Here is a 13065-nt window from a genome sequence, read left to right on the forward strand (position 1 = left end):
TATGATAACCCGGGAACAAATACGAAACCTTCTAAACGGGATTGGCGATGAAACAATCTCGAAATCCGATGCCGACCAAATGGCCGCGGATTATCCCTATTTCAGTATCCCGCAACTTCTCTATCTGAAATTCACACCGGGAGCCATGCCCGACGAGAAGCGCATACAACAGGCTCTGATTTACGCCAGTCCTCATGCGCACTTAGAGACCATTCTCGGAGTCGAAGGAGAATCTTTCGCCGACCTCTATCCGAAAGCTCCCCGAACCGACAGCACCATGCAAGCGATCGATCTGTTTTTGGGAACATACCGTAAAGAGCAAAAACGAGGTAATGAAGAAGAAAGCCTCGACCGAATTATTTCAGGCAATATACTCGCTCAATCGGACTATATAAGCAACCTGCAAAAAGAAGAACAGGCCAATTTAGCCACAACGCCGGTTCACGAGCACGAGACAAATCCATCTCCTGCCGTTCTACCGAAAACAACCGGTCGCGATCAAGAGAATACAGAACAATCCGCCTCCTCCGAAAGCAGCAACGACGACACTTTCTTCACGGAAAGTTTAGCAAAAATCTATATCAAACAAAGACGATATGAGAAAGCATTGCAAATAATTAAAAAATTAAGTTTGAAATATCCAGAAAAAAATATTTACTTTGCAGACCAAATAAGATTTTTGGAAAAATTGATTATTAACATAAAAACAGAATAATAAAAAATGTCAGTAGTATTAACCGTTTTTATCATCTTGGCATCATTGCTGATGATAGGTATTGTATTGGTTCAGAAATCAAAAGGAGGAGGTCTTGCTTCTAACTTCGCATCATCGAATCAAATCATGGGAGTTCGGAAAACAACCGACTTTGTGGAAAAAGCGACATGGACTCTTGCTATTGTTATCATGGTTCTGAGCATAGCTACCGTATTCGTTTCTCACAACGGGCAGCAATCTTCCGTATCGGAAATTAAAGACATTGTAAATACCGAAGCACCGGCAGCTCTTCCCGGATTTGAAACGCCTGCTACCGGAAATAATGCAACACCGACACAAGAGGCTCCTGTTCAAGAAGCTCCTGCAAACTAAAATATGAAAAGACTTTTATAAATTTTCATATATCAAGCCCGAACGTAATGTGTTCGGGCATTTTTTTACAAATCGAAATTTTACTTTTACCATGGACGACACAAAACCATTCTGGCATCTTTTCCGACATAACCGAAACGATGAAAAACCTTCGGAGATAGAAACCGAAGCAAAGCTCAAAGAGCAAATACAGGCACTTGTTCGTAACGGAATCTTTTTCGACTTTGAAAAAAGAAAAGCAGCCCCCGTACAATCTAAATTCGGGGGAAAACCGGCCTTACCGAAAAAATTCGAATGGCCTCACTACACCGATGAATACGGCGAACACATCGTTCTTCCGTTTTTCCTGCAACTATCTTGCGAAGAACTATCGGTTTACGACACAGACAATCTCCTTCCACACGAAGGCATGTTCTATCTCTTTTATGATCTCACGAATCAACCGTGGAGAAATAGTAAGGGAGCAAAACTATTATACACCCCTACCCCCATTTCCGAATTAGTACCGACCGATTTCCCCGACAATCTCCCGGAAGAACACAGGCTTCCCGAAATGGCGCTCAAATTCACAGCACATACTTGTGCTCCCGATTGGGAAGATTATGTCGGTATGACAGGCGATGACAACACCGCATATACCGATTGGGATATCATAGAACGAAAATTAGGGAAATGGGGATATCCCCACATGGAATCGGCCGGACGTATCTTGGGATACGCCTCACTCATTCAAAACGGTATAGCCGAAGCATGCGAATCGAGAGCGCAAGAGGAGAAACAACAGACATATAGCAAAAAGTCTGCCCGCGAATGGATTTTACTTCTGCAACTCAACTGTATCGAGGAAGAAGAGGTAGATATACCGTTCGGGGACTGCGGAAGCCTTTACTTTTATATCCGGCAACGAGACTTGGAAAGGCGAGATTTCAGTCAAATTCAATTCGAGCTGCAATGCTATTAGAAAATTCGGCTCAGTAGAAAATCGGTGGGATAGACATGAATTTTAGCGATGTCATGCCGACAAGCACATTCCGGTTCCCTCGGCGAGTGGTTAAACAAGCAGCCGAATAGATTTTTGACAAAAATCAACCCCTCCTTTACTACTCGACACCCGCCCTATATCTTACTTGACAACAAACACCCTGTAAGGCTATGAGGCTCAGCAAGGAGGAGGGTGAAATCCACTTCGAACATTTTTAAGCTCCTCCATTGCCGTGCCCCGTAACATTACAGGGTGGCACGTATAAAATCGGAATAGAAGCGAAAGAGAAATACATCTCACCCTCCTCCTCTGTGTTTTGCGCAGCAAAATATAGGGGAGGTGGCACGTAGTGACGGAGGGGTTAAAAAACAGCGACAGTAACAGCAACAAAATCAAATCTCAACCATTCCCCCTACCTGGCTTCGCCACATAGGGAGAAGATTAAAAATGATATTTCTCATTTCTGCATAAGGATAGATTTTAAACTTCTCCCCTGTGTTGCGCCAGCAATATAGGGGAGACACCGAAGAAACAATAGTTTCTGAGGAGAGGGGTTAAAAGATTGGATAGCACAATCCCCTCTGATTTCCTACTGTGCCGAAAACTCCAATCTATCTTAACCCGACATTATAAAAAGAAAAAGAGCCGAAAAAATTCGGCTCTTTTTCTTTTAGGCTACCCAATATATTTATTTTACAGGTTTCAAGGCCTCCATTATAGCGGCTTCCAATTCATCGGCCAATTCGGGGTTATCCTCTATACATTTCTTGGCGGCATCACGACCTTGCCCAAGTTTAGTATCCCCGTAACTGAACCAAGAGCCGCTCTTCTTGATAATACCTTTATCGACTCCCAAATCGATAATCTCTCCTGCACGGGAAATCCCTTCGCCAAACATGATGTCAAACTCGGCTTTGCGGAAAGGTGGTGCGACTTTATTCTTCACCACTTTCACACGAGTCTGGTTACCGATAACCTCATCACCATCTTTTAACTGACTGACCCGACGTATATCGAGACGCACGGAAGCATAGAATTTCAAGGCATTACCTCCCGTCGTCGTTTCGGGATTTCCAAACATGACCCCGATTTTATCGCGCAACTGGTTGATAAAAATACAGGTCGTGTTTGTCTTGCTGATCGTCGCCGTGAGTTTACGCAACGCCTGTGACATCAACCGGGCTTGCAAACCCATTTTCGAGTCACCCATATCTCCTTCCAACTCAGCCTTAGGAGTTAAAGCGGCAACCGAGTCGATAACGACTATATCGACAGCCGATGAACGAATCAACTGGTCTGCAATCTCCAACGCCTGCTCTCCACTGTCGGGCTGCGAAATCCACAGATTCTCCACATCGACACCCAACTTTTCGGCATAAAAGCGATCGAACGCATGCTCGGCATCGATAATAGCCGCAATACCACCCGCTTTTTGAGCCTCTGCAATGGCATGTATGGCCAAAGTCGTTTTACCAGACGACTCCGGTCCATAAATCTCGATGACACGGCCTCTCGGATAACCTCCTACTCCCAACGCCGCATTCAAAGCGATGGAACCAGTGGGTATCACAGCGACTTCCTCTACCGAGTCATCTCCCAGTTTCATAATAGCACCTCGGCCATAACTCTTTTCTATCTTGTCCATGGCCGCTTGTAAAGCCTTTAATTTCTCAGACGAAACCGGCACTCGTTTGCCGGCAGTTTCTTGTTGTTCTTCCATAACGATATATTTTTATTTATTTTTCAAAATTTGTGAAGCATGATTCTTTGTATCCACCTTTTCTATAATATCGGTGATCACACCGTTCTCATCTATTATAAAAGTAGTCCGCACCGTTCCCATATAAGTACGACCGGCCATCTTTTTCTCCCGCCACACACCGAAGGCCTCGTTCAATTTACACTCGGTATCGGCTATAAGAGAAAACGGCAAAGACTGCTTCTCGATAAACTTGCGATGAGATGCCTCGCCGTCCTTGCTCACGCCTATCACGGCATAGCCCGATGCTTGTAATTCGGCGTAATGATCCCGCAAGCTGCATGCTTCGGCAGTACACCCGGGCGTATTGTCTTTCGGATAAAAATAAAGTATCAATTTACTTCCGGCAAAATCACTTAGCCGAATCTCCTTACCAGTCTGATCTACACCCAATATCTCGGGCGCTTTATCTCCTCGTTTCAATGCCATACTATATTCTATTAGTTTACAAAAATAGTGTACAAGAAAACAGCGACAAAACCGTCCTATCTATACCGCACACACTTGCCTTTGTTCATTACACAAATATACCACTTTTTCTCTCTCCTTCCATCAAAACCAAATAGACAATTACCTATTTTTTCTCTGACGAAGGCATGAAAATCGGCCGTGTCCCGTTATAATCCGGTAAACTCATTTCCATTCTCTTTCCGCTCTATCTTTAAGCGATACAAATATAGAACCGGACATAAGCAGATTATATACACATAAAAGTTAATATATACTAACAAATAAATCCATCAATCGAAATGATTAACTCACAATTTAACAAATCCTCTATAACCATTTGGTCAATAAAATATTCCCCTATTTCAAAAATATTGTTATATTTGCATGTGATGATAAAAAATATTGCCTATGATTATATAAAGAATCCGATACATACACTATAAAAACATATTGAAAAAAGCGTTTTAGCTATATTCTTCCTATCTAAAAGTTTGGCGACTTAAAAGGCAAAGAAGGATAATAGGTGAAATGCTCACGTGTAGCGTGGGCTTTTTGTATTATCTTGTTTGCCTAGGTTTCGCCAAACACCTTAGATAGCAAGATATGTTAAAAAGTGCCACGCTTTTTTTGTGTACGTATCTAACCCACGATTTCTGGCACTCAAACAACGGAGTATTCCGAAAGGCCGATAATAAAAACGAGTAGGAATTTTTACATTTTACTATTATGAAAAATTTATTTTTAATTCTGTTTCTAATACTAGGAATAGGTATAACTTATGCAGGAAAAAATTATAAAGTTACCGTTACATACGAAATAATATATGAATATTACGATGATAGTAACGGTAGTTACATGGGAGAAAAACCAGCAGGCACAAGTAGTAATAAATTCTCCTTTTATGCCGAAACGCCCCATGAAGCCGAGGAAAAGGCTATAAGTCAATGCTCATCGACATGTTCTTCTTCTGGAACATATCAAGGTCCGGGAGAATACAAGGGTAAAAAATGCAAAGTATATCAAAAAAGAAGGGTTATTTCTGCAAGAGCACAATAATAAAAAAGCGAGTATGAAAGTTAAAAATTTCAGATCAAATTCAACAATGACATTCTTGTTCATTGTTACCACAACATTATTGTTTTCATCATGCGCCTCATTCATCAGCACAATGGAATCGACCGATTGGAAAAAAACGACCAACGATAACATCGAGTTACTGAATGATGCCATGCAAACAGGGTCTAACAAAGATAAGTAAATAGCATAATCTTATTAAACCCATAAGACAGATGTAATAGAGGACTCATTTATATCCTCTATTACATCATAAAAAACAGAAAAAAATTATTCTTTAACTCAGTAAAAAAATTCCAAGCTAAATTCGACAAAATCTTATACCAAATCAAGCCTGCTTTTTATACGTCAATGCCGCCATACTATTGAACAAAACGGCAAAGACGGCTAATGCCACGTAATTAGGCCATAATTCGATAAACATCGTTCCTTTCAGATAAACCGAACGCATCACCTCGACAAAATAACGAGGCGGCAAAATGTATGTAATCCATTGCGCCCATGTCGGCATAGATTCTATCGGAGTGAACAATCCGCTCATCAAAATAAAAATCATCACGAAAAAGAACATGACAAACATGGTCTGCTGCATGGTCGACGAGTTATTAGCGATTGTCACCCCCATACCCGACATCGTAAACACAAAAAGCAAAGCCGCCAGATAAATGGAGCCGGGAGAACCTTCGGGCGAAAGCCCGTAAACCAACCATGCCAACACCATAGCGACGGTCAATACAAGAAAACCGATAATCCAATAGGGTATCAACTTAGCCAATGTAAACGATAAACGACTAACCGGAGTAACATTGATTTGCTCGATAGTACCTATTTCTTTCTCGCTTACGAGATTCAAAGCCGGTAAAAAACCGCAAATCATTACCAGCAACATAATCATCAATGCCGGTATCATGAAATGTTTATAATCGAGAGTAGGATTATACCGATTCTGCACCGTAAACAAATCGGGAGATACAACGACCGATTTCTCTTGCTGTAATTCGCCGAAAGTCTGCATGACGAGCTGTACCATATACTGTGAGCCAAGTCCCCCTTTCATAGCGTTTATACCATTCACGTCTATCCCTATCCGCTTGGGCGAATCACCAATTAACGAAAGTTCGAAATCGTTCGGGATAGTCAGTATCACATCGGCCTCACCCCCTTCCAACAAAGCGAACGAGTCGTCATAACTTTCGGTAACGCCTCTCAAATTAAAATAGTCCGAAGCCTCTATTTTCTGGATAATCCGCCGGGAAGTCTCCGAATGATCATTATCGACCACCGAAACGCCTATATGCCGCACATCCATCGTTGTTACCCACGGAATAATCAATATCACCATTACAGGGAAAACAATCACCAACTTCGGCAAGAACGCATTCCGAAAAAATTGTCGTATCTCTTTATCTAATAAAACAAACAATGTTTTCATCGTTATTCGAGTTTATCGTTAAACTTTTTAAGGGCGACACCCACCAGAACAGCCGTCATGGCAAAGAGAATACAGGCTTGCTGCCATACTTCGGCGAACGGCATGCCCCCTATCATCAGTTTTCGCACGGCATCGATATACCAACGAGCCGGCACGATACACGACAATGCCTGTAAAATGCCGGGCATATTCTCCACCGGAAACAACATTCCCGACAACATTATAATAGGCAACATCAGTACCATACCCGAAATGAGCATTGCCGTAACCTGCGTATTAGCCATTGTAGAAATAAACAATCCTAATGCCAGTGAAAGCACCAAATAGAGTAAAGAAAGCCCTACTAAACCAACCATCGAACCCGACATCGGTACTCCGAGGACATATCGTGCCAATACCAGAATAACGACAAGATTCACGCACGAAAGCAAAAAATAAGGAATCATCTTGGCAAAAATGATCCATATCGGTCGCACCGGCGACACCAACAATACCTCCATCGTACCGGTCTCTTTTTCCCTCACGATAGATACAGAAGTCATCATGGCACAAATCAAAATAAAAATCAATCCCATGATTCCCGGCACGAAATTGTAAGAGCTCTTCATCTGCGGGTTGTACAACACCCGTGTCGCCGGAGCGACCGACGCAACGGAAATTCCCGACTGAAAAGAACTTTGCAAATATCCTAAACCTGTACCTGCATTATTGGGGTTCGACGCATCGAGAATAAACTGCACCGCCGCCTCTGAGACTCCCTCAATCCCGGCATTCGTTACCAACCGATCATAATCCTCAGAAAAAACCACCACCGCGGTAACATCGCCTTTCCGCAAAACATCGTCGATCTCAGCCTGAGAAATATATCCTTTGAATGTAAAATACGGATTGGCTTCCATACGCTCGATTTGCTGTCGAATAGTTTCCGTACGATTGGGAGCCACTACGGCAAAATCGATATTATTCATTTCGGTCGATATAGCGAAACCAAACAAAAGAATCTGCACGATAGGGAGCAACAGCACGATCAACATCGTGCGTTTATCCCGTAAAATATGCAAAGCCTCCTTTTTGACAAATGACAAAAATCCTCCCATATCTATTCTCCCCGTTTAGCGCTGCGAGCCAAAATCCTGAAAACTTCGTCCATCGACCCGACAGCATATTGTTTCTTCAATTCGGCCGGAGAACCCAAAGCCTTTACTTTTCCATCGACCATGATAGATACCCTCGAACAATATTCCGCTTCATCCATATAGTGCGTAGTTACAAAAACAGTTGTTCCCCCGGAAGCGGCTTCATAAATCATCTCCCAAAATTGACGACGGGTAACCGGGTCCACTCCTCCCGTGGGTTCGTCGAGAAAAACCACCTCCGGGCGATGCAAAGTCGCAATGGAAAAAGCCAACTTCTGTTTCCAGCCTAAGGGAAGAGAACCTACTAGCGTATCAATTTCCGATCGGAAATGCAATCGATTCAACATCTCCACCGTCCGGCGAAGCATTTGGTAACGGCTCAGCCCATAAATTCCGGCATACAGACGGATATTCTCGCGAACGGTCAAGTCATCGTACAACGAAAATTTTTGACTCATATAACCGATATGCTTCTTTATCTCCTCTCCCTGCGTCATCACATCGTACCCGGCAACCATTCCGCGACCCGATGTCGGATAACTCAACCCGCAAAGCATACGCATGGCTGTGGTCTTACCGGCTCCATTAGCGCCTAAAAAACCGAATATCTCCCCTCGTTTCACATCGAACGTTATATGGTCGACCGCGACAAAATCGCCGAAACATTTACACAAATCCCTAACCGATATAATTATATCATTCATGCTGCATCAATTTTATAAAAACATCTTCGATTCCGGGTTCGACCGGACGAATCGAAACATTATGAAAACCTTGTCCGTTCAAATGAGTCACAAACTCATCGGAATCGAACATACTATCGGCAACTAAATGATGAGACTCACCGAACGGGTAACATTCCTTCACGCCTTTTATCCTACGAGCCTCGACGAGTAATCCGTACATATTGTCTCCCGATAACGCATACAAAGGTTCATCGAACCGCTCCGTAATACCGGCAGGAGTATCTATCCCCAGAATTTTTCCGTTATTGCACAAGGCTATACGGTCGCAACGACAAGCCTCGTCCATATAAGGCGTAGAAACAAGAATCGAAATACCTTTGCTTTTCAACTCCGACAACATATCCCAAAATTCACTTCGGGAAACGGCATCGACCCCGGTCGTAGGCTCATCGAGAAATAACACCGACGGACGGTGAATCAAAGCACAGCACAAAGCCAATTTCTGCTTCATGCCACCCGACAATTTCCCTGCACGCCGTTTTCGAAACGGTTCTATTTGAGTGTAAATAGGAGCGATCAAATCATAATTATCTTTCACTCCTACCCCGAACAGGGCTGCAAAAAATTCAAGATTTTCCTCAACCGACAGATCGGGATAAAGCGAAAAACGCCCCGGCATATATCCCACCCGTTTTCGGATTTCTTTATATTGCCCGACAATATCGAATCCATCTACTGTCGCCACTCCATCGTCGGGATTCAGCAACGTCGCAAGCAGACGAAAAAGCGTGGTCTTGCCGGCTCCATCGGGACCTATCAAACCGAACAACTCCCCCCGCCTCACCTCGAACGTTATATTTTCGATTGCCGTGAGCGAACCGTACCGCTTGGTCAATCCTCGTATTTCTATGACATTCCGTACAGCCATCTCCCTATTTGTTTTAAGTTGTTATTGATGAAGACGCACCTCTCCGTAAAGGCCTATTTTTAACAGGCCGTCGTTCTCGACCGCGATTTTCACCGCATAAACGAGGTTGGCTCGGGTATCACGGGTCTGAATCGACTTGGGTGTGAACTCGCTCTCCGATGCAATCCATGTAATGCGACCCGGATATTCTCTCTGCTTATCTCCCCCGAAATCGGCAACGACGGTAACCTCCTGCCCCACGCTCAAATCGGACAACTGATCCGATGTGAAATAAGCCCGCAAATACAATCGGTCCATATCGGCGACCTTCATCAAAGGCTTACCGGTCGCAGCCAACTCCCCGGCCTCGCTATACTTCACCAATACCGAACCGTCGATAGGAGAAACGATACGACATTTGGAAAGACGGTCTTCGACCTGAGCTATTTGCAAATCAATAGCCGATGCATTTTCATCGATCGACGACGTATTGTTTTTCAAGGTCGAGAGCAAAGCATCCAACTGCCCGTTCAAAACCCGAAGAGACGCATTAATATCGTCCAACTGCTTCGTAGTGGCCGCCCCGTCTTTCAACAAATTTTCCACTCGGCGACGTTCTGTCTCCTGTTGGGCGATTTGTCCCCTCAAAGCCGCTGCTTGCTTGGAAATATCAGGACGGTTACTATGCACCGAAGCCCGCTGACGCTCCAATTGCAACTTCTGTAAATAAAGCTGTACGGTATCTATCGCACCTACCTGTTTCCCTGCCGAAAGAGTATCGCCTTCCTCGACATCGAAGCTGAGAATACGGCCCGCCGCTTCGGCCGACACGAGAACTTCGGTTGCCTCGAACGTTCCTGTTGCATCAAAATCTCCACCGTTGCCACAAGCTGCCAGCACGACAGTCATGGCGCTATAAACTGCTATCCTTTTCATTTTACGCTGTATTTATCGATTAATGGTATGTTTATATTCATAAATTGCTTTCAGCAATTCTATTTCACGCATGCTGCGAGCCATAGAGGCCGTGGATTCGTCGGTAATCTTCGACAACAAGTCATGGGTATCTATAATTCCGTTCCGCAATTTAGACTCGGCCGCCTCGCGTACCGACCGACGAAGAGCCACGATACGGTCGTCATCGGCAATCGCCTTGCGTAAACGCGCGATATCCCCATTCTCCTGAGCCGCCTGCAAATTCATATTAAAAAGGAATACATCTCGCTGAACTTCGACCTGCTGCCGAGAAGTACGCAATTTATTTAAATTATTTTTCTGTGTATAATAAGCTCCGAAATTCCAAGACAATTTCACGCCGAGCATAGCATTCCAACTCCAATCGTTATTCATCATACTCTGCATATAGTCCAATCCCGGATAACCATAATATCCCTGAGCAAAAAATCCCAAGCGGGGCATAGACGACGATTTTACCATCTTTTCTTGCGCCGTAAGCCTGTCTATCTTCGCTGCGAACATAGCCAACTCGGGACGTGCCGATTCTCCCGACAGGGGCTGTACGGCACTGGGATGCTGCAACTTTCGATCGCCCACCTTTTGTCCGATGAATATGCCTAACATACGACGATAACTATCGCAAGAAGACTCGAACTGAATGAGCTGCTGTCCTACCGAAAGCAACTCGGCCTCCAAAACATCGGCATCGGACTGCATCGCCACCCCGTTCCTCTGCAACGCCCGGACTTTTTCCAAATTACTCCGTAGAAGATTCAGTGTCAAATTCGTTTGAGCTATGCGCTCGTCGAGCAAAAGGATTCCGAAATAGAGATCGTCCACCCGGCCTTCCAGTTCGTAAAGATCGACATCTGTCATCGTTTTCTGTTCGGCGGCCTCTGCTCTGGCTATACGCTTGTCGGCAACAGACTTGCCCCCGTCCCAAATCGTTTGGTTCAATTCCAATGCCACTTTATATTGGTCTTTTCTCAATCCCGGAATTTCCAGACCTTGCTGAGCCAACATACCGGTCAGTTCCTTCGGGAAGTTAGGCGCATCGGTCTGCCAAGTAGCCTGAGCGGAAAAAGCAAGCTGCGGTATCCATGCCCTCGCAGCATTAGAAAGGTTATACTGTTCGGTTTGGTGAACCAAATCGTACTGACGAATTTCTGGATAATTTTCCCGGGCAAGTCGCCGGCATTCGTCGAGCGAAAGTTGAGCATGCCCGGCAACTACCGAGAACAGCCATACACACAAAATAACAACTCGCTTCATAATTCATTATTTTTTTATACGACGCATAATCATTTCAATATTCTCAGCCTTACGCAATTCAAAAAAGCGATTCCGATCGGCAGCAATATCTCCCAATATAGGCTCTATAATCGGATAGGCAATAAACGGAAAAACATTAAGAGAAATAATATCCAACAATAACATTCGGACATCGACCCATTCTACCTTTCCCTGCGCATGCAACTCGTCCAACTCCTGCTGAATACCCTTCATCAAACAATCTGCCACTTTCACGATTTTATCGCTCATAAGTTTATATCGTTCAGGACGGCTAAAAACCTCGTTTACGATAAAACGAGGTAATTGCGGATTAGCGGCAATGAAATCAAAATGACAGGTAACTCCGTCTTTCAGCCGCTCCAAGAGAGGCAATCCCGGTTGACCGAAAGCAGCCAGAACCGACTCGCTCATCAATTGTACTTTTTCTGTAAGAATACGCTCGAACAACTGTTCCTTCGTTCTGAAATAATAATGCAACATGGCGTGTGTCACGCCAGCTGCATGCGCGATCGAAGTAGTCTTTGCCCCATCGAATCCCTTCAACATAAACTCTTGCTCGGCCGCTTTCAAAATCTCCGATTCGGTATCTTTCTTTTTCATATTTTGTATTAACAATATAGTTTAATAATTTAGTCTAACAATTTTGTTAATACAAATATATAAGATATCATTTCAGAATAACATCACTCTTCTTTCTTTTTGTATTTATTTAACACTATCGTCCGCTAATCCAATAGGAAAAACGAAAGAAATAGCGGGTTTATCAACAACATAGGCAATCCCCTGTAACCGAAATAACGACAGGCAATCCCAAGAATAGAGCGATTAATTTCCACGAAGCATCTGGAAGTAAATAAGATTCAGTAGAAAATTCGTGGGGACAGACTTGAATTTTAGCGATTACACGTCTCCCTTATATTGCTGACGCAACACAGGGGAGCCCCCGAAGAAACACCCATTTCTGAGGAGAGGGGTTAAGATTAATAGCTTAGAAATTTTTGAGGATAACGTTAGATAAAATGAAATATTTAGCATTTACCCTCTCCCCTGCTGTGCCCCGTAGCATTACGGGGCGCTACAAAACAATATAGGGAAAAAGGCTGCTTTTCAATCCTCCTCCCCTGTGTTTTGCAACGTAAAATATAGGGGAGGTGTCCGAAGAACGGAGGGGTTAAAAAACAGCGACAGTAACAGCAACAAAATCAAATCGCAATCTCTCCCCCTGCCGTGTCCCGCAGCATTGCGGGGCGCTACAAAACAATATAGGGAAAAAGACTGCGTTGCAATCCTCCTCCCCTGTGT

12 protein-coding genes and 1 pseudogene are annotated in these 13065 nt (G+C 44.0%); 5 read left to right on the top strand and 8 right to left on the bottom strand.

Annotated elements, in window-relative coordinates:
- The first annotated feature begins 1 nt into the window (after window position 1).
- The 3 genes from QVD32_RS03460 (at window position 2) to QVD32_RS03470 (ending at window position 2048) form a co-directional block, all read left to right on the top strand.
- A complete protein-coding gene (locus tag QVD32_RS03460; protein ID WP_021892026.1) occupies window positions 2-715 on the top strand; it encodes a hypothetical protein in 714 nt (237 codons plus the stop codon).
- 6 nt (window positions 716-721) lie between these two features.
- Window positions 722-1087, top strand: coding sequence for a preprotein translocase subunit SecG (gene secG, locus QVD32_RS03465; protein ID WP_021892025.1), 366 nt, complete (start codon window positions 722-724; stop codon window positions 1085-1087).
- A gap of 91 nt (window positions 1088-1178) precedes the next feature.
- Entirely contained in the window at window positions 1179-2048 is an 870-nt protein-coding gene (locus QVD32_RS03470; protein ID WP_021892024.1) for a YwqG family protein, read from the top strand.
- Window positions 2049-2757: 709 nt separating this feature from the next.
- On the opposite strand, the gene recA is transcribed toward QVD32_RS03470, so the two are convergent.
- Together recA and bcp are read right to left on the bottom strand one after the other, a co-directional pair.
- A complete protein-coding gene (gene recA, locus QVD32_RS03475) occupies window positions 2758-3789 on the bottom strand; it encodes a recombinase RecA (protein ID WP_008861003.1) in 1032 nt (343 codons plus the stop codon).
- Window positions 3790-3801: 12 nt separating this feature from the next.
- Window positions 3802-4257 (bottom strand): thioredoxin-dependent thiol peroxidase, encoded by a 456-nt coding sequence (gene bcp / locus QVD32_RS03480; RefSeq protein WP_021892023.1) that lies wholly within the window; start codon window positions 4255-4257, stop codon window positions 3802-3804.
- A gap of 747 nt (window positions 4258-5004) precedes the next feature.
- On the opposite strand from bcp, the gene QVD32_RS03485 reads away from it, so the two are divergent.
- On the top strand, window positions 5005-5334 hold the full coding sequence (locus tag QVD32_RS03485; RefSeq protein WP_021892021.1) for a hypothetical protein: 330 nt from the start codon (window positions 5005-5007) through the stop codon (window positions 5332-5334).
- A gap of 13 nt (window positions 5335-5347) precedes the next feature.
- Window positions 5348-5536 carry a hypothetical protein gene (locus QVD32_RS03490; RefSeq protein WP_021892020.1) on the top strand — a complete coding sequence of 63 codons (189 nt, stop codon included), beginning with the start codon at window positions 5348-5350 and terminating at the stop codon, window positions 5534-5536.
- A gap of 144 nt (window positions 5537-5680) precedes the next feature.
- On the opposite strand, the gene QVD32_RS03495 is transcribed toward QVD32_RS03490, so the two are convergent.
- From QVD32_RS03495 to QVD32_RS03525, 6 genes and pseudogenes are all read right to left on the bottom strand, one after another.
- A complete protein-coding gene (locus QVD32_RS03495) occupies window positions 5681-6784 on the bottom strand; it encodes an ABC transporter permease (protein WP_021892019.1) in 1104 nt (367 codons plus the stop codon).
- A gap of 2 nt (window positions 6785-6786) precedes the next feature.
- Window positions 6787-7881, bottom strand: a complete 1095-nt coding sequence (locus QVD32_RS03500) for an ABC transporter permease (RefSeq protein ID WP_021892018.1) — start codon at window positions 7879-7881, stop codon at window positions 6787-6789.
- Window positions 7882-7883: 2 nt separating this feature from the next.
- Window positions 7884-9534, bottom strand: a pseudogene (locus QVD32_RS13290) (ATP-binding cassette domain-containing protein).
- 21 nt (window positions 9535-9555) lie between these two features.
- Complete coding sequence (locus tag QVD32_RS03515) at window positions 9556-10449, bottom strand: HlyD family secretion protein (RefSeq protein ID WP_008861010.1); 894 nt, start codon at window positions 10447-10449, stop codon at window positions 9556-9558.
- A 12-nt stretch (window positions 10450-10461) separates the two neighbouring features.
- Complete coding sequence (locus QVD32_RS03520; RefSeq protein ID WP_021892015.1) at window positions 10462-11742, bottom strand: TolC family protein; 1281 nt, start codon at window positions 11740-11742, stop codon at window positions 10462-10464.
- Window positions 11743-11748: 6 nt separating this feature from the next.
- A complete protein-coding gene (locus QVD32_RS03525; protein ID WP_021892014.1) occupies window positions 11749-12363 on the bottom strand; it encodes a TetR/AcrR family transcriptional regulator in 615 nt (204 codons plus the stop codon).
- Window positions 12364-13065: the final 702 nt, after the last annotated feature.

The sequence above is a fragment of the Barnesiella sp. genome, from assembly GCF_022723415.1.
Classification (GTDB): Bacteria; Bacteroidota; Bacteroidia; order Bacteroidales; family Barnesiellaceae; genus Barnesiella; species Barnesiella intestinihominis.